Origin of the sequence: Arthrobacter sp. NPDC056727 (assembly GCF_042790555.1) — a bacterium.
Lineage (GTDB): Bacteria > Actinomycetota > Actinomycetes > Actinomycetales > Micrococcaceae > Arthrobacter.
Map to the genome: position 1 here is coordinate 95,318 of NZ_JBHTZA010000015.1, position 24,645 is coordinate 119,962.

Here is a 24,645-nt window from a genome sequence, read left to right on the forward strand (position 1 = left end):
CGGGCGGATTCGGGGCCACAAGTGTACGTTCGCGCCTGGTTACGCCGGCAGGACGGACAGCCCGTCGGCGACGACCCTGCCGTCGTGGATGACGGTGCGGTCAGTGCCGCGGTCCATGACGGTGCTCGTGACGGTTTCGCCGTCGACCAGGACGATATCGGCCTGGTCTCCAACGGCCAGGCCGGGCCGGTCGTCGGGGCCCGTGAGGCGCTGGACCGAGCGGTCCATGATGGAGGCGCCCCCGATGGTGGCGATCGCCGCGCAGTGCTCGATCAGGCGGTCCTTGCGCAGCCGGTGGGTGAACGCCAGCTGCCAGGTGCGGTCGAGCATGTCGCAATTGCCGTACGGGCTCCAGTAGTCCCGCTGGCCGTCCTCGCCGAGCCCCACCCGGATCCCGGCGTCGTTCATCCGGGCCAAGTCGAACTGGGTTCCGCCGCTTGCCGGGGCCACCGTCGCCCAGGCGACGTCAAGCTCGGCCATCTGCTCGATGAGACGGGCGGTAACGTCGGGGTGGACGCTGGCCAGATCGTAGGCGTGGGAGAGCGAGACGCGCCCCTGCATCCCCAGCGCGCGGGTGCGTTCGAAAATGAGTTCGGCGCTGAAGACCCCCAGGTGGCCGGGCTCGTGCAGGTGGATGTCGACGTCGGCCCCGTACTTCTCGGCCAGGCCGAAAACGATGTCCAGATGCCGCACCGGGTCCCGGTCCAGCTGGCAGGGATCAATGCCGCCGATGGTGGTGGCACCTGCCCGGAGGGCATCCTCCAGGAGGGGGACGGTGCCGTTCTCCAGCAGCAGGCCGGCTTGCGGGAAGGCCATGATCTCCACTGTTGCGGCGCGGGCGAAGCGTTCCTTGGCGGCCATGACCGCTTCGAAGCGCTCAAGCTTGCAGTCGACGTCGATCTGGGCGTAGGAACGGACGCGCGTGGTGCCCCGCGCGATCATCCGTTCCAGCGTTCCCGCCACCACCTCCGGGTAAGGGATCGGGGTGTCGCGCCAGTTCTCCCGGTCGTTGGACATCATGTTCCATACGCCGGGCGCCCCCGTGTGCTCCCGGAAGGGCAGCCCGATCCGGGTGGAATCAAGGTGGACGTGCACGTCGGTGAACGCGGGAAGTGCGATCCGGTTGCGCCCCTCCACTGCGTCAGCGGCGTTGGCGGCATTTACGACGGCGGTTCCTCCGGGGTGAAGGGCGGCTATCCGTCCCTCCCGCACCTCGACGTCCACCGCGTCCCCGCCCCACGGGCGGACATTGGTGATCAGCATGGGTTCGTTCCTTTCGGCCGTTACTGGAACTTCATGGCAACCTGGGCGATGGCTGCCGCGGCAACGAAGCTTGCCGTGAACGTTATCAGGGCGACGATGACGATCTTCCAGCTCAGTGAGCGCAGCGCCTTGACGTCCCGGCCCAGCGACATGCCGATGAGGGCAATCATGGGCAGGCCGGCGAAAAGGACGTTGATGTTCTGCGTGGCGGAGGCAATGAACGGGCCGATGGGCAGGAAGGTCGCGGAGGCCAGGGTGGCCAGCGCCAGCACCCAGATGCTGGACGGGACCGCCGGGACCAGCTTTGCAAGAACGAGCGCGACGGCGGTAAGGGCGAGGAGGATGAGCACGCCGACCACATCCAGGGGCCGGGCGGAGCCGGTGCCGAGGGCGTTGAGCAGCACGCCCACCGCGCCCGTCGCCGCAAACGCCGTAAGCCACGTCCGTGGTGTCCGAATAACAGTGGGGTCCTCCTCGATGCTGTTGACGTCCACGGTGCCTGCGCCTGGATTGTCATCCGAATCTGCTGCTTCAGCCGCCGTGCCTGGACTGTCCCCTCGGCTTCCGGCAAGCGCACGGGCCGGGGCGGCACCGCGGATGCGGCGGCCGAGGTCGTCACGTCCCCAGATGCGGGACCACATCCTGTAGAGCTTCTGGCACAACGGCAGCGCGATGAACACGCCTGCATAGAAGCCAACGATGTTGGTGACCAGATTGGACAGCGCGGCGAGGGCCATGATTTCCCCCGCCATCTCCGGATACAGGATGGACAGTGCGCCGACGCCGCCGAGCATCATGGAGGCGGACCCGAGCCCGAGGCCCAATGCGAGGGCCCGCGGGTCAAAGAACTCCAGTCCGCCGAGCAGGCCGGCCAGGAGGGAGATGAAGACGGCGCCGAAGACGCTGCCGAGCACCCACACTCCGAACACGCCGCGGTACTCCGGGGACCGCACGCCGAAGCGTTGGATGGCGAAGGCAAGGTAGGACTCACGGTCGATGGACCAGGTGGCGCCGATTGCCGTGCGCCCCAGCCCCAGCGCAACTGCCACCGGCAGGGCCAGGATGACGGTGCCCACAACGTGCCCGACTTCCTGGAGCAGAATCGCGGGGCCAATGTTGGTGAACTTCGCCAGCGACGGGCCGATTTGGCTGCCCAGGCCTGCAAGGAAGAACACGATGGACACGTCCATCAGGTGGGTGGACACGGCCCGGGCCCTTCCGCCGATAGGCCTCCATTTCTGGACGCCAAGGAATCCGCCAATGAGGACTGTCCAGAGGATGGGCATCAGGACGATCGCGGCCGGGCCAAGGTGGAACTTGTGCGTGCCGATCATGATGGCCAGGGCACACACGGCTGTCGAAATTCCAATCATGGCCAGCCAGACGGCGGGGCGTGCCCGGAATGAACGCGGCGGTGCTGCCTCCAGCGACGCGGCAGCGGAGGTGGCGGTTGAGGTGGCTGTGGTCTTCGCTTCATTGCGCATGACGCGTGCCTTTCAAAGGGGAGGTCGAAGAGGGGGAACCGGTGAAATGAGTTCAAGGAGACAGGAGGTGCTTCATCCTGTTCGGTATACCAAATGACTGTATACTCGCTCGCAGTGAGAGGCAAGTCACATTCTCCCGACGGCGGGAAAATCCTCACACCTGTGCAAGGAGGCACGCATGTTCACAAAAATCTCGGCCCGGTACGTCCTGGGCTCGGACGGCGACCAGCACGCACTCATTGAGGGCGGGGAAGTCGTCTTCGAAGGCGACTCGATCGTCTTCATGGGGCGCGACTACCGCGGGCCGGTGGACGTTGCACATGACTACGGGCAGAGCCTGGTCATGCCCGGCCTGATAGACCTCGATGCGCTTGCGGATATCGACCACCTCATTCTGGACTCGCGGCCGACCCCCGACGTTGCGGGTGGCCACCTGTGGTCAGAGGACTACTTTGCCAACCGCCGCAGGGACGTGTTCACCAGGGCAGAGCGGGCCACGGTCCGCGAGTTTGCGCTGGCACAGCTCACCTTGCACGGGATCACGACCTACATGCCGATCGCCTCTGAGATCCACAGTTCCTGGGCCGAGAGCTTCGATGAGCTGGCGGACATGACGGAAACCAGCCGCCGCATCGGGCTCCGCGGTTACCTCGGGCCGGCCTACCGGTCGGGGGTCCATGCCGCTACGGCCGACGCACGGCGTGAGGTCCTCTTCGACGAAGCTGAAGGGCTCGCAGGCCTCCGGGACGCCGAGAAGTTCCTGGACTACGCCGCCGGCCTCGCAGACCCGCTCGTGACCGGAGTTCTGCTGCCGTGCCGCATTGAGACGCTGTCCGAGCACCTCATGCGGGAGACCGCCCGTATCGCGCGCGAACGGGACGCGATCGTCCGGCTGCACTGCCTCCAGTCGCCACTCGAGGACGGACTCCTCGATCAGTCCGCCGGCCGCGGAGTTCTGGAGCTGCTGGAATCAACAGGGCTGTTCGGCACCCGCCTGCTCATTCCGCACGGTGTGGTGGTCAATGGCAAGGACCCCCGGACGCTGGCCCCGGGAGGGGCGTTGAACCTGCTGTCCAGGCACAACGTCAGCATTGTCCACTGCCCGCTGACGTCCTTCCGATACCAGAAGCAGCTTGTCTCGTTCGACCGTTTCCGCGCGGCAGGCGTCAACATCTGCCTCGGCACCGACTCCTTCCCGCCGGACCTGGTGCGGGGCATGGACGTCGGCATGCACCTTGCCCGGCTTGTTGAGGAACGGCCCGACGCCGGGAGGCTGGCGGACCTCTTCGACGCCGCCACCCTCGGTGGGGCGCGGGCACTCGGGCGGGCTGACCTGGGGCGGCTTGCCCCGGGCATGCAGGCGGACATCACGGTGGTCTCGCTGGGCCATTTTGGTGATGGCGTGGTCGAAGACCCCCTGCGCACACTGGTGCTGAACGGCACGGCGCGCCAGGTGACAGACACCTTCGTGGCGGGACGTCCCGTCGTCGTGGCGGGCACCCTGCCCGGCGTAGACCTTGGCGCCCTGCGCGCCGAGGGACAGCTGCTCTTCGACCGGATGCGGGGGGCCTATTCGGAGCGGGATTTCCGCCGCCGGCAGCCGGACCAGCTGTTCCCGCCTGTCTATCAGCGGGCCACGATCGCGTCGCCGGCCGTGTTTCGGTAATGCGGCAACTCTTGCTTTGGTATACCAAAAGCCCTACGGTGGGGACATTCGATCTTTGCTGCACCGCCGGACGACGACTGTCCGCCTCCGCAGTACACCTGACCTGACTCACCCATCAGGCCCCGCTCCAGCCGCGGGCCGCACCCTCTTTGGAGAAATCTATGTGCCTGCACGACCACACCCCGGAAGCCCCGTCCGCCGCTGCTGTCCCACGCCGCGGGATTCTTGCCGGGGCGGCCGCGCTGGCGGGAATCTCAGTTGCGAGCCTTGCCGCCCAACTCGGAGGCGCGCCCGCCGCGGAGGCAGCGGACGCCGCAACAAGCTCCAGCCGAGGGGACCGCCCCGCTTCGCCTTCGCCCCTGATGATCGAGGGCGGGACCATCGTGGACCCCAAGACGGGCCACGCGGTGGAGGACGGCGTCCTCGTCCTCGAGGGAGGAAGGGTCACCGCCGTCGGCAGCCGGACCGAAACCCGGCGTGCCGTAGCCGCACTGGCGGGCAGGGCACGCACTGTGGACGCCTCGGGCCGCTGGGTCCTTCCCGGCCTCATCGACGTGCATGTGCATGCCAATGCACTGTCCGATGCAGCCGCCATCCTGCAGGGCGGGGCGACCAGTGTCAGGAGCGGATCCACCAGCTTCTACCAGGACGTTGCCCTTGCCGCCCTGCCTGAATGGGCGGCCGGCGCGTCGCCGAGAATGAGCCCTGCAGGCCTGTTCATCTCACCCGAACTGGGGGAGTCGCTCCTGGCGGACCCGGACCTGGGGCCGCTTGCGGCCCTGCACGGGGGAGTTAACGAACCTGCGGACCTCGCCTACCTCGCGCGGGTCAACCTGAAACGTGGCGCCAAGGTGATCAAGACCCGGGCCAACCCGCGGGCTGGCCTGGCTGAGCAGGATCCACGCGAACTGGTGTACAACTACGGGCAGCTGTCCGCGGTGGTCAAGGCCGCAGGCAAGGCAGGCGTCCTCTGCCACGCCTACAGTGCGGAGGGGATCGACGGTGCGGTGCGGGCCGGCGTGCGCAGCATCGAACACGGCGTCTTCGTCACCGAGCAGACCATCGCCCGGATGGCCAGCCGCGGCACGTACTTCACGCCCACCCTGGATGCCATCACCGGCATGTCAGGCTCCTCCGACCCGATCCTCGCAGCGCGGGGCCGGGAATACACGCCGATCATTAAGGAAGCGGTGCGGGCAGCCCACGAAGCCGGCGTGACGGTCGTAGCGGGGACCGACTCCTTCGGTTCCGAGGTGACACCGATCGGCACCGAGGTGCGCCTGCTCGCCGAGGCCGGGCTTTCGCCGCTGGACGCCCTGAGGGCAGCAACGGTCAATGCCGCCGCCCTGCTGGGCTGGGGTGCGGATGCCGGGCGACTGGTCCGCGGTTCCTATGCAGACGCCGTCGTTGTGAATGCTGATCCGCTGAGCAACCCCTCGGCCCTGGAGCAGATCAGTGCCGTCGTGGCACAGGGCGTCCTGGTACGGAACAACCTCTGACCCCTACGTTCCGTCCACCCTGCCAGCCAGAAAGCCCACCCATGACCCTGATCCTCACGGCCTCCGAGCTCCAGACGCTGGCCGACATGCCCGGGACCATTACCGCCGTCGAACGCGTCTTTGCCGGCCTGAGCGGGGGCACCGCCGTCCAGCCCGCGCCGGATTCGCTCGTCCTGCCATCCTCCGACGCGAGGTTCCTTCCCATGGCGGCGCTGTCCGGCGCCGAGGAGCTCGCCTCCGTGAAGCTGCTGGCGGATATCCCGGCCAACAGGGCGTCCAACCTGCCCACGCAGCGGTCCACCATCATGCTTGTGTCCCAGATGACCGGCGAGACCCTGGCCATCCTGGACGGCAAAGTCCCCACCCGGGTCCGCACGGCGGCCGCCAGCGCCGTCGCGACGAAGCTCCTGGCAAGGCCCGGCAGCACCACGCTGGGCCTGGTGGGGGCAGGGGCCCTGGCCGTGGCACATGTGGAGGCCATGCTGGCCGTGCTGCCCGTTGAAAACGTCTTGGTGTGGTCCCGTTCGGCAGACACCGTCGACGCCTTCTGCAACGAAATTTCCCGGTACGGGCTCAACATGACGCGCACTGCCGGCGTTCGTGAAGTCGTGGAAGGCGCCGACGTACTGTGCACCCTCACGCCGGCTGTAGAGCCGCTGGTCAAGGGGGAGTGGTTCCGGCCCGGACTGCACGTCAACGCCGTCGGAGCCCGCCCCCGGCCGGACCACCGGGAAATCGACTCGGCGGGCATGGTGCGGGCGCGGGTCTTCGTGGACAGCCTCGCCACGGCAAAGGCAAAGTCCGGCGGGCTGATCATCCCGGTGGCAGAAGGCGCGATGAGTTTCGACGACGTGCAGGCCGAACTTGGTGACGTGGCGGCCGGGACAAAAGCAGGGCGCCTGGGGGATGAGGACGTAACCTTGTTCAACTCAGTGGGTATCGGTCTGCAGGATCTGGCCATTGGCCGGCTCCTGTATGACGCAGCGCTCATCGAGGGGATCGGCACCCATGTGGAGTTGAACAACTGAGGCGGGCGGGATGACGACGCCGGGAACAGCGGGAGGCACCAATGACAGTCCAGGCGGAATCTCCCGCGTCCTCGGCAGACGCCACCCGGGCACGGATCCGCGAGCTGATCATCTCAGGTGAGTTTGCGCCGGGATCCCGGCTTAGGGAACGCGAGCTGTCCCAGGCCCTGGATGTCTCGCGCGTACCCGTCCGGGAAGCCCTGCAGCAGCTGGAAGCTGAAGGCTTCATCGACACATCGCCACGCCGTGGGGCCACCGTGAAACAGATCACGCTGCGGGACGTCAACGAACTCTTTGACGTCCGCTTGAGCCTTGAAGTCCTGGCCGCGCGCCTGGCGGCACAGGCCGCGGCGCGCGGCGGTTCCTCGTCGCGCCTGCGGCAGATGATGGACCAGGCAGAAGAGGCAACCCTGAGCCATGACGATGCACAGATACCGCTCCTCAACACGGCACTGCATGCGGAGATCGTGTCGATGGGCGGCAACTCGCTGCTGGAGTATTCCATGAAGCCGCTGCTGGGCAGGATGCAGTGGCTTTTCACCCTGACCGGGCACCGTGATCCGCAGGTACAGTGCGCGGAACACCTAAGCCTTTGCCAGGCCATCTACGACGGCAAGGCGGAGCTGGCAGCGGCGCTGGCTTTCGCGCACGTCGAGCTGGGGCGGGCACCCTCGCTCCAGGGCCTGGCCGGACGCCTGCCTGAGGGTTGAGCCGAGCGCTGTAGAGGCCTGCACACACGAGGCGGGGTGACGTTATGTCAAGTGAACCCGAAGTGAGCGCCGTTTCGAGGGCAGTTCGTTTTGCGCGGGTTGGAGACTGTCCTGACGGCGTTCCGGGCAGGCAGCGAGTTCGCCGACGGCGGTTCCAAGGCGGTCGGCCGCAGCCACGTTGATTCTTGCGCAGTCGCTTGGCAGCAAAGCTTCGAAAACCGCGGATATGAGCGGCTTGATGCTTCCTGTGCGGTCCGTCGTCGGCGGTGGTTACCAGCCACTTCCGCCGTCGTATCAATAACGCCGATAATCAGCATTATGTAAAGTAGAAGAGTGATTATCGCATCCGATGCAAGATCACCCCTCCTCCGCCGCTACAGCGGGCATCACGCTGCTTCGACGCGAGCAAAGCGCCCCTTGTCACCGTCGTGCACCGCGGCCGGGAACGGCTTCACCACCTCAACCCAGTGCCGCTGCAGGAGATCACCTTCAGCATCAAGGAATACAAGGAGATCGTGAAGCTTTCGATCGTGCACGAAAACATTCCCACCGCCGAAGATGCCGAGGCCGCGGCCCTGGGCTGGGCTGCTGTCGGCTCCAACCTCAAGACGCTCCTCGAGACCGGGAACGTCCTGCCGCAGGCGCCCTGGGACATGCACGCACAGATACGCGATGCCCAAATGAACGCCCGGGACTAGTTATTGACCACATCCAGCAGCCGGGCCTCGACCGGACGCCGCACGGCTTGAAACTTGCGCAACGGCGCTGAAGTTTTTGGGTTGGTGCGTGCCGAGGGGCGCGTCGAATCAGCGCCGCCGCCTCTTCCGCCGGGTACGGCCCCGGTCCTGTACATCGACGTGAACGGGTTGAATGGCGCCTGGGTCGGCACCTTTCCTCGGTGCCATAGGCGTAGAGCCCGCCTTTTCCGTGACCGGACTATCCCGGCTCATCAATACCCGTGTCGGGACCGGCGACGGGCTCCTTTTGAGTTCAGCCCTCACACTCGGTGCAGTAGGCGTGACCGTCTTTCTCCCTTGCCATCTGGGAGCGGTGGCGCACCAGGAAGCAGGAGTAACAGGTGAACTCGTCGTCGCGTTGCGGAACCACCTGGACGACCAGTTCCTCTGCGACAAATTCGCCGCCCGGGATCCCGACACTGTCCATGTCATCCGCTGCGTCCAGCTCACGCACCACGCTTTGTGCGTCGGGTGCGTTGGCCGATTTGAGGGCTTCCAGGGAATCGTTCTGCGATTCCTTAACTTCGGTGCGCAGCTCGTCGTAATCAGTTGCCACTGAAATGCATCGCCTTCCTTAGTAGGGATTGTCGGATGTGCAACGTACAGTGTGACGACTTGATTCCCAGCCAGCAAGGTTTGAGACTATTTTCTCACCCACAAGTACTACGAGACGGCTGCCGCGCATCGCCCAGCGGGCGATCAGCCGATCAGGAATCGAGAAGCATTGTCCACACGCACGCCCTAACGTGTTGACCATGGAACTCACCATTCATGCAATCGCACTCCCCCACATCGACCCGGACGCCTCTGTCGCGTTCTACCGCGATGCACTCGGCTTCGAGGTCCGCCAGGACGTCGGCCGGGGCACGATGCGCTGGATCACCATCGGGCCGGCAGGCCAGCCGGACACCTCGATCCTTCTCGCCCCGCCGGCCACCGATCCAGGGATTACCGACGAGGAGCGCCGCACCATCTCTGAGATGATGGCCAAGGGCACCTACGGCTGGATCCTGTTGGCCACGCCCAACCTCGACGAGGTCTTCGAGAAGGTACAGGCCACCGACGCCGAGGTGATCCAGGAGCCCACCCTGCAGCCGTACGGCATGCGCGACTGCGCGTTCCGGGACCCTGCCGGCAACCAGATCCGCATCCAAGAGATCCGCTGATGTAAAACTCAAGCCGTGTGGAATGTAACTGCCGTGGCGCTGGACTGGGTCTTGAACGGACTCAAAACAGCAGGCGCGGATTGGCGATGGCATGGTGAAACTCGCTAGTCCTGTTCCTCAGTGCGGGCGGGACCGTCAGCGTCCTGGCCGCACCGATCGGGCAGAGGCTCGAGGCAAAAGCCCGTGGCACGGCCCGCTGGTTCCCCGTCACGCGGGACGGCCTTAGCATTGAGGTGCTGGGGCGACGGTGCCGTCACAGGCCTGGCCGGGCGTGGTGCCGCTCGCGGCCAAGTCCTTGTCACCCCGTTCTTAGTCGGAGGGCTCCCATGAGCTCGAAGAACCGCGCAGTGAGGCGGGCGGTCTTCGCCGTCGTCCTCGCCGTCACCGGCTGCACTTACACCACAGACGACACCGCACCGCCGCCACCCTCGCAGGATGCCCTTGGCCCCTTGGAGCGGCAGGTCCAGCTCTTCATGGATCAGGGCGCGGTCGCCGCGGTCGTCCAAATCCGGTGGCCCGGCGGTGAGTGGTCGAATGCCTACGGCGTGCGGGACCTGGAATCCATGACGCCTGCGCAGCCCACCGACAGGGTGGAGATCGCAAGCGTCACCAAGACCATGACGGCCGTGGCGGTGCTCAAGCTCGTGGATGACCACCTCATCGGCCTCGATGACCCTGTCAACGACGTCATTCCGGGGTTCACGGCGGCGCTTAAGCCTCCGGGCCCGATCACCGTACGGCAACTGCTCAGCCATACCTCGGGGATGCCGGAGGTCAACGACGCACTGCCGCGTGATGTTGACTTCCGCCCTTACCTCTCCCGGACGCTGACCATGGAACGGGGGCTGCAGCTGGCCGGGACCCTCCCCTGGACTGAGGCCAGTGTCGGCTCCTTCATGTACTCGAACACGAACTACCTCGCGCTGGGCCTGCTGGTCCAAACGCTGCGGCACAAGCCGTTCGCCCGCGTCATGGACGAAGAGGTCTTCGGGCCGCTCGGGCTAAAGAACACCAGCCTGGACCGCATCGATCTGCACGAGACAGGTCTTTTGCACGGCTACGTGACGCTCCGCGGTGAGCGCGTCGACACCACAGACAACAACTTCTCCGCAGGCTCCCCCGCATCCGGGGCGGTGTCGACGGTCGCGGACATGAACCTCTTCATGGCCCAGCTTTTCCAGGGGCGGGCCGTTTCGGCTGGGTCGCTGCAGGAGATGAAGACCAGCCCCGGCTTCCTGGGGTACGGGCTGGGGCTGTGGCAGCACGGTGACGGCTGCTCGTCTGCGAAGCGGCAGGAAGGCCGTGGCAACTTCTGGGATTACCAGACGATCGCGGTCAGCAGCGACGACGGCCGTTACGTCGCCGCCATGACCGTCACCACTCCTCCGATGCCCACCCAGCTTGAGGAACCGTCCAGCGGGAACAGACGGGACCTGCTGAATGGCCAGATCGAGTCAACCCTCAATGAAGCGCTGGACAGGCTCTGCCAAGCCGCCGGCTGAGCGGCGGGAACGTCACGGGGTAGACACGTCACAAATCCGGAAACTGAGCGCTGCCCCTCACCACCGCTCCCGGCACAGCAGGCTATGCCCCGCCCCCATCTCTCGACCTGGCAGCCTCCGCGGCCTTCTCCAAAGGCGCGGTCTCGCTTGCGTATGAGCGTGCGGGCGCGCCGGTCACCCGGGATTGATATCAGCCAGGCGTAACGGCGTCTGTTGTCAGATATGATCCCGGAGCATGAACGCAACGCCGAGCACCAACGGAACTGTACGGGCTGTCTTCCTTGACGTGGACGGCACCTACGCGGACTACGGCGTCGTCCCGGAGGGCCATGTGCGCGCCGTGCAGGCGGCGCGCAAGGCCGGGCACCGCGTCCTGCTGTGCACCGGGCGTCCCGTGGCCATGCTGCCCGGGAGTATCCTGGCCGCGGGTTTTGATGGCCTTGTGGCCAGTGCCGGTGCCTACGTGGAGGTGGCCGGGACCGTGCTCGTGGACCGGCGCTTCCCGGCGGACCTTGGGGCCAGGACGGTAAGGGCGCTGGACGCCCATGATGCCGTGTACATCCTGGAGTCGCAGGAAGACCTGCACGCTCCTCCGGCGGCATTGGAACGCTTGCGGGCCATCCTTGACGCCCATTTCAGTCAGGCACCTGCGGGCCCTGTGGGTGCGGCCGATATCTTCAACGCGGTGCGCCCCACACCGGACGGCACCTCAGTGCGGTTCGCCAAGGTCTCCGTGTTCGACTCCCCCGTCTCCATGGAGCACCTGGTCCGGGAGATCGGCGGTGCCATTGCCGTGGTGGCCAATTCGGTGGCCGACGAGGGGCGACACGCGGGGGAACTGTACCAGCACGGGATCAGCAAGGCCGACGGTCTCGCGGCCGTCATTGCCCACCTCGGCATTGACCGGCAGGACACGATCGCAGTGGGCGACGGCGCCAATGACCTGGAGATGATCGCCTACGCGGGCATCGGCGTCGCCATCGAAGGGTCCGCACCCGAGCTTGTGGCGATCGCGGACCACACCGCTGCGCGTCCGCGGCAGGAAGGACTCGTTGCCGCCTTCGCCGAGCTCGGCCTCATCTGATCCGGCGGTCAGTGGCTAAACACCTCTCCGGGATCCACAGTCGACGTTGCATACTCCGGCCGCCCGTGGGGCCGGTATGCCTGGATGGTGATGCCCCGCGACGTGGTCCGCGAGCTAACCAGCTCCAGCGCGATGTCCGGGCCGGAGTCGGGGAACAGCCGCGTACCCTGGCCGACGACGACGGGATAGGTCACCAGATCCAGCTGGTCCACCAGGCCGTTGGCCAGCAGCCATCGGACAAGGACACCGCTGCCCGGAACCAGCAGCCCGCCGTCGTGCTTCGCCTTCAAGTCTCCGATGGCCGCTGCGACGTCGCCATGCAGGACGGCCGTGCCCGCCCACAACGGGTCGGCAAAGCTGGCGGACACCACGTACTTGGGCCGGCTGTTCAGGGCGGCGGCAATCGGGTTGGTGCTCGGATCGGGCATCACTCCCCAGTAGGCGGCGAAGATTTCGTACGTCCGGCGGCCGAAAAGGAACGCATCCGCGCTTCCGTAAACCTGGTTGAGGTAGTCCCCCGTTTCCGCATCGACAAGCGGAATGGCCCATCCGCCGCGTTCGAAGCCCCCGCTGCGGTCCTCGTCGGGTCCACCCAAACCCTGCATCACGCCGTCCACCGAGACGTTGGTCGTTGTCGTCAGCCTCATGTCATGTCACCTCATCGATCAACGGCCGCGGACCCAACGCCGGATCCGCGCTGCATGGCTACAGACAAGCACAGGCGCAGGTCCGGTGGCTAGGATGTGCATCGTGAAGCATCGTTCCCCCGCATGGGACCCCGCCACCCGCACGTCAGAACCGTCGCCCGGTGTCTTCTTCGTCGAAGGGCCAGCGTCGAACTGGATCGTGGTCCGCGACGAAACGGGATTCATCATCATCGACGGCGGTTATCCGGCCGACCGCCCCCTGGTCCTGGAATCCATCCGCCATATTGGCCTGCGGCCGTCCGACGCCAAGGCCATGCTGATCACCCACGGCCACGTCGACCACACCGGTTCAGCCGCCTACTTCTCCGACACCTACGGAACGCCCATCCTGTGCGCCCCGGAGGAGTTGGCCCACGTGCAAGGAAAGGAAAAGCACCAGGTCACGTTCGGCCAGGTCATCGTCCGCGCCTGGCGGCCCCGCGTCTTCCGCTGGCTGGCCCATGTCATCAAGGCGGGCGCCCTCAAGGCGAAGCCCGCAACGGACGCGCAGGCCTGGAGCACCGCCACACTGGAAAACCTGCCCGGCAAGCCTGAAGCGGTCCCGCTGCCGGGACACACGCCGGGAAATGTTGCGCTCCTCCTTCCGGAAGCAGGGGCGGTAGCCGTCGGTGACTCGTTCGTCAGCGGCCACCCCCTGAGCCGGATCAACGGGCCGCAGATGCTGCATCCAATGTTCCACTCCGACCCCGGCCAGGCACTCGCGGCAACCCGACGCCTGGACGGAATGGATGCCTCGGTGGTGCTGCCGGGCCATGGCCCGGCTCTCCGGATGCCCCTGGCCGACGCCCTGGCGGCACTGCGGACCTGACCTCAGGCTGACACATCGAGCATTGTCCCGTAAAATGAATAACGTTCATTTATTCACCCGGCCACGGACGGCGGGGCGAACGCCATTCAACGTGAAGGAGCCACCGACAGTGACGCCGGGGACAATTGCCGGGAGCAGCACTCAAGATGCGCCCGGCCTGCAGGGGAAAAAGGTCAGGGTGGAAGAAGCCGGAACCGTGATCCGCGTTGGTTACGTGGAAGACGCCACGCCCTCCGGGACGCTGGTCTGGATCAGCGCCTCCGGATGTGAACCTCGGAGGCTTTACGGCTCGGCACTGGGCCAGAGCATATTCCCAGTCCCGGAATCCGACGAAGTGGGTCAGTAGTCAGCCGGCGGGGCTGGAACGGTGGTTCACCTCGGCGGTCAGCCGGTCGATCCGGTCGGCTGCGTCGTCAAGGCTCTCGATTGTTGCCCACAGGGCTGGATGTTCTTCCCGGATCTGTTCAGGCGCACGCCCTGCGGACGTGAGGGCAGCGAGATCAAAGCTCACGTTGGTTCTGGCTCCGGTCACCGCCGCCCTGAGGGCCCCAAGCGCGACGACGACATCGGCCACAAGCGCCGGGTTACCGTTGGAAGCCAGCCACTCCAGGTCCGCAATGGCCTCGATAGCGCGCTCGCCGAGCACGGCAGAAGCCTTGGCCGCGTCCACGGATGCCCGGTGTATGGCATCCTCGCGTTCGGGCCCGGGGTCCAGCCGGAAGGCCGCGCCGAAAGCCTGGGATGCCGTGGCATCCTCATCGGCCAGCCGAAGTGCAGCCTCCCGCACCAAACGCACCCGCGCATGGACCTCCTTCAGTTGCGCCCGCTGCTGCCCGTCAGCCTCCGTGTACCCCGCAACCATGGACGCCAGGGACGCTGCGATGGCAAGCATCACGCCCGCCCCGGCGCCGCCGCCCGGCGAACCAACGGACTCCGCCAAAGCCTGCGTCCAGCCGTCAACCGTCGCAGTCCGCGTCGAAACCGCCTTGGAATCATCACTCATGGCACCAGTCTGCCCCACGCGGCAGGCGGGAAAACAGAAACGGACGACGGCGGGCCGTCCCGCCGTCGTGCCCAAAGACTTTCCGGTTCCGGCACCTACCGGTACACGCGCACCCAATCAACGATCATCTGCGTTTGATTCAGGACCGTTCCGTCCGGGAACCAGTCCAGCTGGAGCGTCTGGTGCATGCCCACCGTCGGCAGGTGGCTGGGCGTCGCGTCGATGAACCACGGGACGCCGTCGATGTACCCGGTGATTCCGGTCCTGGTCCATTCAACGGCGTAGTTGTGCCACTGGGTAAGGTCGATGTTCCTGGCCGCCCTGGTCTGGTAATTGGACCGCGTACAGGCGTAGTGGAGGCTGAATTTGACGACGTTTTGATTGCCCAGTGCCTCCGCGTAGTCAACCTCGGCGCAAGTCGAGGAGTTGTTGTCATTGGGCCACAGCAGCACGACCGGATGGTATTCCACGTCCCGCACGGTGGTCCTCATCCGGGTCTCCCAGCGGCCGTACTTCTGCTGGGCGAACTTCGCGGACACCCCGCCCGTGGTGCCGTGGGAGTCGCCGGTGATGAAGAGTGCCCCGTAGATAACTTTCACCGCCTTCGGGCTGCGGATCCCGTTACCGGCATGGCCGACACTGTCGTACACCTTCCACTTCAGCGGGTTGGGTGGTCCCACATAATTGAATTCGTCACCGGCCACCACCGGACCCCAATTGCGGAGTACGGCCGTCTGGATGTTCGGCACAACGGTCGCAGCGGCTGCCCCCTCCACCTCCCCTGCAAAGAAGCCTCTGTCCAGGGAAACCGCCGCCAGATTCAACGTGACAGCAGCGATGATTGCCGTTGCCAGCCTTCGCCTCCAGAGCATGACCTCACCTCGGTTTGCAGCCTTCGCAGCGCCCCGCCCAACGCAACCTGTTCAGTACCCTGGGCACAGGCTACTGACCAGTACTTGGGAAAACCTTGAGGCCAGCGGGTGGTGGGCCGGCCGCCGGCGGGACCTAGCCGCCGTCGTAAGCCCGCTGGAGTTCGTCAATGTCCAGCTTCTGCATGCCGAGCATGGCCTGGACAGCGCGCTGGGCGCCGGCAGCGTCCGGCCCGTTGATGAGCCGGCTGAGGACCTTGGGTACTATCTGCCACGAGACGCCGTACCTGTCCTTGAGCCAGCCGCACTGGCTCCCGCTCCCGCCGTCCGTCAGGGAGTTCCAGTAGCGGTCGACCTCTTCCTGCGAGGCACAGTCGACCACGAAGGACACCGCCTCGTTAAAGGAGAAGGCCGGGCCACCGTTCAGGGCCTGGAAAACCTGGCCCTCGATTTCGAATTCGACGACGACGGCCTGGCCGGCCGGCCCTGGACCGCCCTCGCCGAAGCGCGAGACATTCGTGATCGAGGAATTGTCGAAGACGGACACATAGTATCCGGCCGCTTCTTCTGCCTGGTTGTCAAACCACAGGCAGGGCGTGATCTTCTGCATGCCGGTTCCCTCCTCTGTGAGGCCGGATCCCCCCTTGGCGAGCACGGGCATCCCGACGCCGACTGCGTATTCCGCCCTGAGACTAGTCCCGCGGAGTGCCGGGCACAATGGTTCCGTCGTCGAACGCGTGGCTCACCAGCCCGACGGTGTTCCCTTCGCTGTCCCTGATAAACGCCATCCATTCGTCCGTGCCCGCGGGGCCGAGCCGTGCATCATCATGGTGGAAGATCACATGCGGGGCGCCCACCACCTCCACTCCCCTCGCCTCCAGCTCCGCCACGTGCTGCCGGACGTCCGGGACGTTGAGGTAGATCACCGACGACGGCGCGCCCCGCTCCAGCAGGAGCCGGACGCCGTCGAGATCGAAAAACAGCAGTCCCGGCGGGTCGAAGACGGCCGCCGGCGCGGTGCCCAGCAAGGCGGAGTAGAACCCGGCCGCGCGGTCAAGGTCCTCGGCATGCTGCGCGATCTGGGTGAGCTTCATCCGGGCTCCTTCAGGCGATCCTGATTGCTTCCTGCCTGACATGGTCACCGGATAGTTCCAGCGGGGCAATACCTGCCAAAAACGGATAGGCTCGGAGCCATGCCTTCCACACCAGACCGTTCCGGAACACGGGCAGTTCCGGCCCACACAGCAGCCGCCGCGGCGGCCGACGTCATTCTCATTCTGACCTTCGCCGCCATTGGCCGCGACGCCCACGCGCGGGGTGAATCCGTGGCCGGCATCCTCTCCACCGCCTGGCCGTTCCTGGCCGGGGCAGCCGTCGCCTGGCTGCTTCTGCGGCTCTGGCGGCGTCCGCTGGCTCTGTGGCCGGCCGGCGTGGCTGTATGGCTTGGCACCGTGGCCGTCGGTATGGCGCTGCGGGCACTCACGGGACAGACGGTGGTCCTGCCGTTTGTGATCGTGGCACTGCTGAGCCTGGCAGTGTTCCTCCTCGGCTACCGCCTCATCGTCGCCATAGTGCTCCGGCTCCGGGCACGCCGCCGCGCCTGACACCGGCCGGGGCTCGCCGGTGTTCGGGCCCCCATATACCGCCCCGCCCATGCATTAGGCTGGCAGCACAGCGCTCAACAGATCCGGAAGGGTTCACAGTGGTCACCGCATTCGTCCTGATCAAGACAGACGCCTCGCGCATCCCCGAAACGGCCGAGGAAATATCCGCCATTGAGGGCATCAGCGAGGTTTACTCCGTGACCGGGGAATGGGACCTGATCGCTGTCGCGCGGGTCGCCCAGCACGAGGACCTCGCGGACGTCATCGCCGACAAACTGTCCAAGGTTCCCGCGGTGGTCCACACCACCACGCACATCGCCTTCCGGGCCTACTCACAGCACGACCTCGACGCCGCGTTCGCGCTGGGGTTCGAGGAATAGTCACCGTCTGATACAAGAACGGAGGGCCATGCACCTGCATGGCCCTCCGTTCTTGTCTGAGACCGCTATTTTGCGTTTTCGGCCCGAGAGAGGCTGACCCACTTCTCGAGGACGGCAGTGGCCGCGCCCGAGCCAATGGATTCCGCCGCCCGGCCCAGGGCAACCTTCATGCGGTCAGTGAGAGGACCATCGGAGCGAAGATCGTAGGCCACCAGGCCCGCCGCGGCGTTCAGCAGGACCGCGTCCCGGACGGGGCCGGTTTCGCCGGCCAGAACATTGCGGACGACGGCGGCATTCGCCTGCGCGTCACCGCCGCGCAGCTGCTCGACGGTCGCCTGACGTATCCCCAGGTCCAAGGGCGAAAAAGTCTGTTCTGCCACTTCGCCGCCGCGGATTTCCCACACGGTCGAGGGGCCTGTGGTGGTCAGTTCGTCCAGGCCGTCACTTCCGCGGAACACCAGGCCACGGCTGCCGCGCCGCGCCAGCACCCCGGCCACCAGCGGCGCCATGCGGGCGTTTGCCACACCCACCGCCGAGGCCTGCACCCGGGCGGGGTTGGTGAGCGGGCCAAGGAAGTTGAAGGCCGTGGGAATCGCGAGTTCACGCCTGGGCACCGCGGTATGCCGGAAGGACGGATGGAACACCTGGGCGAAGCAGAAGGTGATGCCAGCCTCCTCGGCGTTCCGGGCGACGTCGGCAATGGGGAGGTCCAGCCGCACCCCCAGCGCTTCCAGGACGTCCGCGGATCCCGACGACGACGACGCCGCCCGGTTGCCGTGCTTAACCACCTTTGCGCCCGCACCTGCGCAGACGAGTGCGGCCATGGTGGAGATGTTGACGGTGTTAAGTTGGTCACCGCCGGTGCCCACGATGTCCAGTTTTTCACCGGTGATGGAGATGGGATTGGCATGGGACACCATGGCGTCCACGAGGCCTGCGATCTCCTCGACGGTCTCCCCCTTGGCACGCAGCGCCACCAGGAAACCGGCGATCTGGACGGGCGTGGCAGACCCCGACATGATGCTGTCCATGGCCCATCCCGTGCTGTCCGCGCTTAGGTGTTCGCCGTTCAACAGTGCCGAGATGAGGCGCGGCCAGGTGTTGCCTGCCGCCGGTGCCGATACCTGTGAAGTCACCTCCTGATGCTATCGAGGTGCCCGTCGCAAAGACCAATATGAACGGTCCCGGGAACTTTTCCGCGCGATTTCGCGTCTTTGTAGAAAAAGTCTCCGCAAAAGGCGGTTTGCGTTGGGCAAGCCGAAGTTTTACAGACATAATGTCTATGTGACATCTGCGACCCATGCCCCCAGTACCCCTGCGCACCCCACGCTGAACCGCCCGAACATGGTCTCCGTCGGGACCGTCGTCTGGCTCTCCAGCGAGTTGATGTTCTTCGCCGGTCTCTTCGCCATGTACTTCACACTCCGGTCCACCTCCGGCCAGATGTGGGCGGAAGAGACGGCCAAGCTCAACTTCCCCTTTGCGCTCGTTAACACCATCGTCCTCGTGGCAAGTTCCTTCACTTGCCAGATGGGCGTATTCGCCGCCGAAAGGCTCCAGCCGCGACGCAGCGGCGGGCCGCTCCAGTTCACCCGCTGGGGCATGATCGAGTGGTTCACCCTGACCTTCCTCATGGGCGCATTCTTCGTTGCCGGCCAGACCACGGAATACGCCATGCTGGTCTCCGAGCACGTGTCGCTGTCCTCGAACGCCTACGGCTCGGCCTTCTACATGACCACCGGCTTCCACGGCCTGCACGTCATCGGCGGCCTCGTCGCCTTCCTGCTCATCATGGGCCGCGCCTTTGCCGCCAAGAAGTTCGGTCACTTCGAGGCGACCTCGGCCATTGTCACCTCTTACTACTGGCACTTCGTGGACGTCGTGTGGATTGGCCTCTTCCTGGTCATCTACGTCCTCAAGTAGGCCAGGCTTTCTCTCCCTCTTCTCCAAGAGAACGAATTTCAAGAAGCGGCTCACGGAGCCGACGCACGATCGAATAAAGGAACCACCACGTGAAGGCACTCTCGCAGAAGCGACGTCACCCACTGGCAGCAATAGCCCTGCTGTTGATGGGCCTCATCCTCACTGGTGGGCTGTATGCCGTTGCCACCACCGTCAACGAGGCCAAAGCCAGCACTGCAGAGTTCACCGCCAGCGATACCGAGGAAGGCCAGAAGCTCTTCCAAGCTAACTGCGCCACCTGCCACGGCATGGGTGCCAGCGGAACGCAGGACGGTCCCTCACTGGTTGGCGTCGGCGCCGCCGCTGTTGACTTCCAGGTTGGCACCGGACGTATGCCCATGCAGATGAACGGCCCGCAGGCCTACAAGAAGCCGGCCCAGTTCAACGACACCCAGACCCACCAGCTGGCCGCGTATGTAGCCTCGCTGGGTGCAGGCCCGGCCATCCCCGCCGAGGAATACCTGGACGAAAAGGGTGACGCCGCCAAGGGTGGCGAGCTGTTCCGCACGAACTGCGCCATGTGCCACAACGCTGCGGCTGCCGGCGGTGCACTGACCCGCGGCAAGTTCGCCCCGGCGCTGGCCGATGTCACCGGCAAGCACATTTACGAAGCCATGGCCACCGGTCCGCAGAACATGCCGGTGTTCAGCGACTCGAACATCACCCCTGAGGGCAAGCGCGACATCATCACCTTCCTGAAGCAGATCGAAGCCAACGGCTCCCCGGGCGGCGCAGACCTGGGCGCCCTGGGCCCCGTTTCAGAAGGCCTGTTCGTATGGATCGCCGGCCTCGGCGTCATCATCGCCTTCACGATCTGGCTGACGTCCCGCACGTCCTAGCCAATCCGGCACAAAAGAATGTCCTGCTGATCACTCAGCAGGTTTGGAACTGAACATAAACTCGGCAAACGCCGAGACGAGAGAAGGATGAGGCGAATCATGGGCAACCATAGTGACGGCAGTCCGAACCACTCGGGCACCGTAGCTACGGCTGGTCAGCATGAGGTGGAGAAATTCCAGGATCCTGGAATTCCCCCGCACCGCTTGCGCCTGGCTGACACGGACCCGAAGGCCGCCAAGCGGGCAGAACGGCAGGTTGCTGCGCTGTTCGCAATCTCAGTCGTTGGCACCATCATCTTCCTGGTGGCGTACTTCGCCATCGACCTGGGAGACGACTCCAGCGTTGCGACGATCCGGCTGCAGAATGCGCTGCTCGGAATCGGTACGGCATTTGCCATGCTCGGCATCGGCACCGGCATTGTCCACTGGGCCAAGGCCCTCATGCCGGACCACGAAGTCTCCGAGGAACGCCACGCGATCCGCACAGAGGATGACCGCCAGGCTGCCGTCCGCATTGTCGACGACATCGTGGAGGAAACGGGCATCAAGCGCCGTCCCCTCATCCGGAACACCCTGCTTGGCGCCGTGGCGCTGGCACCCCTGCCGGCCCTGGCCATCTTCGGTGACCTCGGACCCCGCCCGGACGACAAGCTGGCACACACCATGTGGGCCCCGACGGACGGCAAGCTCAAGCGCCTCACCCGCGACCCCGACGGAACCCCGATCAAGGCTTCGGACGTCACCATCGGTTCCGCCTTCCACGTCATCCCGGAAGGCCTCAACGAACTGCACGAGGGCAAGCTCAACGAGAAGGCCAAGGCCGTCGTCCTGCTGATGCGCCTCAACCCGCAGGACCTCCACATCTCTGAGGGCCGCGAAAACTGGAGCTACAACGGCATCGTTGCGTACTCCAAGATCTGCACCCACGTCGGTTGCCCTGTTGCCCTTTACGAGCAGCAGACGCACCACCTGCTGTGCCCGTGCCACCAGTCAACCTTCGACCTGACCCAGGAATGCAAGGTTATCTTCGGCCCGGCCAGCCGCCCGCTCCCCCAACTGCCCATCGCAGTTGACGATGAGGGCTACCTGGTCGCCACCAGCGACTTCAAAGAACCTGTAGGACCAAGTTACTGGGAGCGTGATGAGCATGAGCGCAGCGTCAACAGCTGAAGCCCCCGCCTACGTAGCCAACACCAAAGTCGGACGCTTCACTGACTTCGTCGACGAGCGCGTCGGTGGATCGGGCATCCTCCGCGAATTCGGCCGCAAGGTATTCCCGGACCACTGGTCCTTCATGTTTGGCGAGGTGGCGCTGTACTCCTTCGTCATCCTGCTCATGTCAGGCACGTTCCTGACGTTCTTCTTCGATCCGTCCATGGCGGAGACGCACTACGCGGGCTCGTACACGCCGCTGAAGAACGTTGAAATGTCCGTCGCCTACAGCTCTTCGCTGGACATCTCCTTCGACGTCCGCGGCGGCCTCTTCATGCGCCAGGTCCACCACTGGGCAGCACTGCTGTTCGTGGCCTCCGTGGCAGTGCACATGCTCCGTGTGTTCTTCACCGGCGCATTCCGCAAGCCCCGTGAAATGAACTGGGTGGTGGGCGGCGTCCTGCTGATCCTGGCCATGGCTGCCGGCTTCACCGGTTACTCCCTCCCCGATGACCTGCTGTCCGGTAACGGCCTGCGCATCATCGACGGCGTGATCAAGTCGATCCCCGTGATCGGCACCTACATCTCGTTCTTCCTCTTCGGTGGCGAGTTCCCGGGCACGGTCATCATCAGCCGCCTCTACACGCTGCACATCCTGCTCGTGCCGGCACTGATCCTGCTCATGATCGTCATCCACCTCTTCATGGTGGTTGTCCACAAGCACACGCAGTACCCCGGCCCGGGCCGCAACGACCACAACGTCGTTGGCTACCCGCTGGGCCCGGTCTACGCTGCGAAGGCCGGTGGCTTCTTCTTCATCGTGTTCGGTGTCGTCGCCCTCATGGCTGCGTTCTTCACGATCAACCCGATCTGGAACTACGGCCCGTACGACCCCTCCCCCGTGTCCGCAGGCACCCAGCCTGACTGGTACATCGGCTGGGTTGACGGCGCGCTGCGCCTGATGCCCGGTGTGGTCAGCGGCTTCCACTTCGAATACATCATCTTCGGCCACTACCTGACGCTGAACGTGCTGCTCCCGGCACTCGTTCCGGCAGGCGCAGTGTTCACCGTGCTGTTCACCTACCCGTGGATCGAACGCTGGATCACCAAGGACAACCGTGAGCACCACGTCCTGGACCGCCCCCGCAACGCTCCCACGCGTACGGCCATCGGCATGGCAGGCTTCACGTTCTACTGCGTCATGTGGGCCGCGGCCAGCTCCGACCTCATTGCCACGCACTTCCACGTGGCACTGAACGACGTCACGTACTGGCTGCGTGCGCTGTTCTTCCTCGGACCGGTCATCGCGTTCGTCGTCACCAAGCGCGTCGCCCTGGCCCTGCAGCGCAAGGACCGCGAAATCGCCCTCCACGGCCGCGAGACCGGACGCATCGTCCGCCTCCCGCACGGCGAGTTCATTGAGGTGCACGCACCGCTCGACGAGTACAAGCGCTACAAGCTCGTAGGCTTCGAGTCGCTCGCACCGCTTCCCGCCCAGCCGAACGAACACGGTGTGGTGACCCGTAAGGAAAACCGCCGCGCCAAGCTCTCCCGCTGGTTCTTCGAGGACCGGGTTGCCCCGGCAACGCCCGCTGAGCTGGAAGCCGGCCACGGCCACCACGAAGCAGTCGAAGCCGGCGAGGGACAGAAGACCCTGAGCCACTAAACAGCCCAGCGTCTCCACCCAGCTTCACCAGAAAGGCCCGGTCCATCAGGACCGGGCCTTTCTGTATGCGGATGGTGATTGCGAACAGAAGCGCTGCGTCAGCGATTCAGCAAGGAGGCTACTGCTGCCGGTACCCCGACGCGTAGTTGCGTGTAGGCCGGACGCCGGGCCGCTGCAGTGGCACCCACAGCTTGTACCGGTCGGCCCGGTAGTAGGACACGGAGTAGTCCACCATGGCCCGTGCAACGAAGGCATGCCGCTGGATTTTCAGCAGGGGCGCACCGATTTCCACGTTGAGCAGGCGGGCGGTGGAGGGCGAGGCCGCCGTGGCCTCGATCATGTCCTCGCCCCATTCCATGACCAGGCCGAACTGCTCGCTCAGGACGTTGTACAGGGACGTGGGCGGCTCGCCGTCGAGCAGCCCAGGTACCCGGTGGGCGGGGATGAAGTTCTCATCCACGCTCATTGGCTCGTTATCGGCCAGCAGAAGGCGCCGGAAGCGGACCAGGGGTGTTCCCTCCTCCAGCTGCAATTCGCGGGCCAGGAAGGCGCTGGCGGCGATCTGCTCAAAGCTCAGCACCTTCGCAGCCGGCACCATGCCGCGGCGCTGCATTTCCTCACTGTAGGAGGTCAGCTTGACCTGCAGGTCCAGCTTGGGTTTCCGGACGAAGGTGCCCAAACCGACCACCCGTTCGATGACCTCCTCCCCCACCAGGGCGTCGATGGCCTGCCGCACGGTCATCCGGGCCAGCCCGAAACGCTCCGCGAGGTCCCGCTCGGAGGGCAGCGCGGATCCCGGCGGGCAGGACGTTGCAATGTAGGTCCTGAGGATCTCGCGGAGCTGGACGTAGATTGGCGTCCCGCTGGTCCTGTCGATTTCGCCGGCAATACCGGCCACGTTAGCGGCCACAGCGGCCGCTCCTGTACTGCATGCTCACAGTTCAAGGGTAAGCCAAGACAGCCACAGGTCTAGACCAGACCTGGCCGCTGCAATTTGTCTTCCCAGAGGCCAGATATTCTTAAGGACGAACAAAATATTAAGACGACGGCGGCTTTCCCCCCCAATGTGCCAGCCCGTCCACGACGAAGGAGTCCAGTTGCCCGTTCGTAAGGCAATAGTTTCTGCGGCCATAGGCCTGCACGCCCGGCCGGCAGCGGTGTTCGTCCGCGCGGTCACGGAGACAGGGTTACCGGTGACCATCCGCAAGGACGGCATTGACGCCGTCGACGCCCGTTCCCTGCTCGAGGTCATGACTGCCGACTTCAACTTCGGCTGCGAGGTGGAGCTTGCCGTCAAAGAATCGTCCCTCCCCGCCGGCAGTAGCCTGGGCGAAGCCGAGGCCGCCCTCACGGGACTCGTTGAGCTGCTCGACTCGCAGAAGGCCAGCTAAAGGCAGGCTTTACACAAGGAACGACGGCGGGCCCCACCAGAAAGGTGGGGCCCGCCGTCGGTTTATAAGACTGAGCTTTGTGGTACATATCTCAGTGGCACAATGCCACAAGTGTGGGGGGTCTA

Annotated in this window: 26 protein-coding genes; 16 read left to right on the forward strand and 10 right to left on the reverse strand. The window is 65.4% G+C overall.

All coding sequences use genetic code 11. From position 1 onward, the window contains the following. Positions 1 to 39 precede the first annotated feature (39 nt). Both ACFRAH_RS15885 and ACFRAH_RS15890 read right to left on the reverse strand, forming a co-directional pair. Complete coding sequence (locus ACFRAH_RS15885) at positions 40 to 1,263, reverse strand: amidohydrolase family protein (RefSeq protein WP_377991865.1); 1,224 nt, start codon at positions 1,261 to 1,263, stop codon at positions 40 to 42. A gap of 20 nt (positions 1,264 to 1,283) precedes the next feature. Then, complete coding sequence (locus ACFRAH_RS15890) at positions 1,284 to 2,747, reverse strand: DUF3100 domain-containing protein (RefSeq protein ID WP_377991866.1); 1,464 nt, start codon at positions 2,745 to 2,747, stop codon at positions 1,284 to 1,286. A gap of 178 nt (positions 2,748 to 2,925) precedes the next feature. On the opposite strand from ACFRAH_RS15890, the gene ACFRAH_RS15895 reads away from it, so the two are divergent. The 5 genes from ACFRAH_RS15895 (at position 2,926) to ACFRAH_RS15915 (ending at position 8,348) form a co-directional block, all read left to right on the forward strand. Next, a complete protein-coding gene (locus ACFRAH_RS15895) occupies positions 2,926 to 4,413 on the forward strand; it encodes a chlorohydrolase family protein (protein ID WP_377991867.1) in 1,488 nt (495 codons plus the stop codon). Positions 4,414 to 4,574: 161 nt separating this feature from the next. Then, complete coding sequence (locus ACFRAH_RS15900) at positions 4,575 to 5,912, forward strand: amidohydrolase family protein (RefSeq protein WP_377991868.1); 1,338 nt, start codon at positions 4,575 to 4,577, stop codon at positions 5,910 to 5,912. Positions 5,913 to 5,953: 41 nt separating this feature from the next. Beyond that, positions 5,954 to 6,940: an ornithine cyclodeaminase family protein gene (locus ACFRAH_RS15905; protein ID WP_377991869.1), complete on the forward strand. Its 987-nt coding sequence runs from the start codon at positions 5,954 to 5,956 to the stop codon at positions 6,938 to 6,940. Positions 6,941 to 6,981: 41 nt separating this feature from the next. Then, entirely contained in the window at positions 6,982 to 7,650 is a 669-nt protein-coding gene (locus ACFRAH_RS15910; protein WP_377991870.1) for a GntR family transcriptional regulator, read from the forward strand. A gap of 467 nt (positions 7,651 to 8,117) precedes the next feature. Then, positions 8,118 to 8,348: a hypothetical protein gene (locus ACFRAH_RS15915; protein ID WP_377991871.1), complete on the forward strand. Its 231-nt coding sequence runs from the start codon at positions 8,118 to 8,120 to the stop codon at positions 8,346 to 8,348. A gap of 292 nt (positions 8,349 to 8,640) precedes the next feature. On the opposite strand, the gene ACFRAH_RS15920 is transcribed toward ACFRAH_RS15915, so the two are convergent. After that, positions 8,641 to 8,943 (reverse strand): DUF4193 domain-containing protein, encoded by a 303-nt coding sequence (locus tag ACFRAH_RS15920; RefSeq protein ID WP_377991872.1) that lies wholly within the window; start codon positions 8,941 to 8,943, stop codon positions 8,641 to 8,643. A gap of 199 nt (positions 8,944 to 9,142) precedes the next feature. Here ACFRAH_RS15920 and ACFRAH_RS15925 point away from each other — a divergent pair, with 199 nt between their 5' ends. From ACFRAH_RS15925 to ACFRAH_RS15935, 3 genes are all read left to right on the forward strand, one after another. Further along, the gene (locus tag ACFRAH_RS15925) at positions 9,143 to 9,553 is read left to right on the forward strand and encodes a VOC family protein (RefSeq protein ID WP_377991873.1); all 411 of its coding nucleotides are present in this window, start codon (positions 9,143 to 9,145) and stop codon (positions 9,551 to 9,553) included. A gap of 326 nt (positions 9,554 to 9,879) precedes the next feature. Next, positions 9,880 to 11,055, forward strand: coding sequence for a serine hydrolase domain-containing protein (locus ACFRAH_RS15930; protein WP_377991874.1), 1,176 nt, complete (start codon positions 9,880 to 9,882; stop codon positions 11,053 to 11,055). 235 nt (positions 11,056 to 11,290) lie between these two features. Then, positions 11,291 to 12,139: an HAD-IIB family hydrolase gene (locus ACFRAH_RS15935; RefSeq protein WP_377991875.1), complete on the forward strand. Its 849-nt coding sequence runs from the start codon at positions 11,291 to 11,293 to the stop codon at positions 12,137 to 12,139. A gap of 8 nt (positions 12,140 to 12,147) precedes the next feature. Here ACFRAH_RS15935 and ACFRAH_RS15940 read toward each other — a convergent pair whose 3' ends face one another. Beyond that, on the reverse strand, positions 12,148 to 12,786 hold the full coding sequence (locus ACFRAH_RS15940) for a dihydrofolate reductase family protein (protein ID WP_377991876.1): 639 nt from the start codon (positions 12,784 to 12,786) through the stop codon (positions 12,148 to 12,150). Positions 12,787 to 12,889: 103 nt separating this feature from the next. Between ACFRAH_RS15940 and ACFRAH_RS15945 the strand changes: the two genes are divergently transcribed. Continuing rightward, positions 12,890 to 13,654: an MBL fold metallo-hydrolase gene (locus ACFRAH_RS15945; protein ID WP_377991877.1), complete on the forward strand. Its 765-nt coding sequence runs from the start codon at positions 12,890 to 12,892 to the stop codon at positions 13,652 to 13,654. Positions 13,655 to 14,000: 346 nt separating this feature from the next. Here ACFRAH_RS15945 and ACFRAH_RS15950 read toward each other — a convergent pair whose 3' ends face one another. The 4 genes from ACFRAH_RS15950 to ACFRAH_RS15965 form a co-directional block, all read right to left on the reverse strand. Further along, positions 14,001 to 14,657 carry a cyclodeaminase/cyclohydrolase family protein gene (locus tag ACFRAH_RS15950; protein ID WP_377991878.1) on the reverse strand — a complete coding sequence of 219 codons (657 nt, stop codon included), beginning with the start codon at positions 14,655 to 14,657 and terminating at the stop codon, positions 14,001 to 14,003. Positions 14,658 to 14,752: 95 nt separating this feature from the next. Beyond that, complete coding sequence (locus tag ACFRAH_RS15955; protein WP_377991879.1) at positions 14,753 to 15,529, reverse strand: glycoside hydrolase family 16 protein; 777 nt, start codon at positions 15,527 to 15,529, stop codon at positions 14,753 to 14,755. 133 nt (positions 15,530 to 15,662) lie between these two features. Next, positions 15,663 to 16,136: a VOC family protein gene (locus tag ACFRAH_RS15960; protein WP_377991880.1), complete on the reverse strand. Its 474-nt coding sequence runs from the start codon at positions 16,134 to 16,136 to the stop codon at positions 15,663 to 15,665. 82 nt (positions 16,137 to 16,218) lie between these two features. Continuing rightward, the gene (locus ACFRAH_RS15965) at positions 16,219 to 16,620 is read right to left on the reverse strand and encodes a VOC family protein (RefSeq protein ID WP_377991881.1); all 402 of its coding nucleotides are present in this window, start codon (positions 16,618 to 16,620) and stop codon (positions 16,219 to 16,221) included. A gap of 99 nt (positions 16,621 to 16,719) precedes the next feature. Here ACFRAH_RS15965 and ACFRAH_RS15970 point away from each other — a divergent pair, with 99 nt between their 5' ends. Further along, on the forward strand, positions 16,720 to 17,130 hold the full coding sequence (locus ACFRAH_RS15970) for a DUF3054 domain-containing protein (protein ID WP_377991882.1): 411 nt from the start codon (positions 16,720 to 16,722) through the stop codon (positions 17,128 to 17,130). A 98-nt stretch (positions 17,131 to 17,228) separates the two neighbouring features. Next, positions 17,229 to 17,510, forward strand: coding sequence for an Lrp/AsnC family transcriptional regulator (locus ACFRAH_RS15975; protein ID WP_377966439.1), 282 nt, complete (start codon positions 17,229 to 17,231; stop codon positions 17,508 to 17,510). 65 nt (positions 17,511 to 17,575) lie between these two features. Here the strand turns inward: ACFRAH_RS15975 and trpD are convergent, their stop codons facing one another. Next, positions 17,576 to 18,646, reverse strand: a complete 1,071-nt coding sequence (gene trpD, locus ACFRAH_RS15980; protein WP_377991883.1) for an anthranilate phosphoribosyltransferase — start codon at positions 18,644 to 18,646, stop codon at positions 17,576 to 17,578. Between the two features lie 112 nt (positions 18,647 to 18,758). On the opposite strand from trpD, the gene ACFRAH_RS15985 reads away from it, so the two are divergent. The 4 genes from ACFRAH_RS15985 (at position 18,759) to ACFRAH_RS16000 (ending at position 23,129) form a co-directional block, all read left to right on the forward strand. Then, complete coding sequence (locus ACFRAH_RS15985) at positions 18,759 to 19,433, forward strand: heme-copper oxidase subunit III (protein ID WP_377991884.1); 675 nt, start codon at positions 18,759 to 18,761, stop codon at positions 19,431 to 19,433. An 89-nt stretch (positions 19,434 to 19,522) separates the two neighbouring features. Beyond that, a complete protein-coding gene (locus tag ACFRAH_RS15990; protein WP_377991885.1) occupies positions 19,523 to 20,311 on the forward strand; it encodes a c-type cytochrome in 789 nt (262 codons plus the stop codon). A gap of 99 nt (positions 20,312 to 20,410) precedes the next feature. Further along, positions 20,411 to 21,481 (forward strand): Rieske 2Fe-2S domain-containing protein, encoded by a 1,071-nt coding sequence (locus tag ACFRAH_RS15995; RefSeq protein ID WP_377991886.1) that lies wholly within the window; start codon positions 20,411 to 20,413, stop codon positions 21,479 to 21,481. Then, on the forward strand, positions 21,459 to 23,129 hold the full coding sequence (locus ACFRAH_RS16000) for a cytochrome bc complex cytochrome b subunit (protein ID WP_377991887.1): 1,671 nt from the start codon (positions 21,459 to 21,461) through the stop codon (positions 23,127 to 23,129). Before ACFRAH_RS15995 ends, ACFRAH_RS16000 begins: the two co-directional genes overlap by 23 nt. A gap of 118 nt (positions 23,130 to 23,247) precedes the next feature. Here ACFRAH_RS16000 and ACFRAH_RS16005 read toward each other — a convergent pair whose 3' ends face one another. Next, positions 23,248 to 24,039: a GntR family transcriptional regulator gene (locus ACFRAH_RS16005; RefSeq protein ID WP_003800861.1), complete on the reverse strand. Its 792-nt coding sequence runs from the start codon at positions 24,037 to 24,039 to the stop codon at positions 23,248 to 23,250. A gap of 187 nt (positions 24,040 to 24,226) precedes the next feature. Between ACFRAH_RS16005 and ACFRAH_RS16010 the strand changes: the two genes are divergently transcribed. Next, positions 24,227 to 24,520: an HPr family phosphocarrier protein gene (locus ACFRAH_RS16010; RefSeq protein ID WP_377991888.1), complete on the forward strand. Its 294-nt coding sequence runs from the start codon at positions 24,227 to 24,229 to the stop codon at positions 24,518 to 24,520. Positions 24,521 to 24,645: the final 125 nt, after the last annotated feature.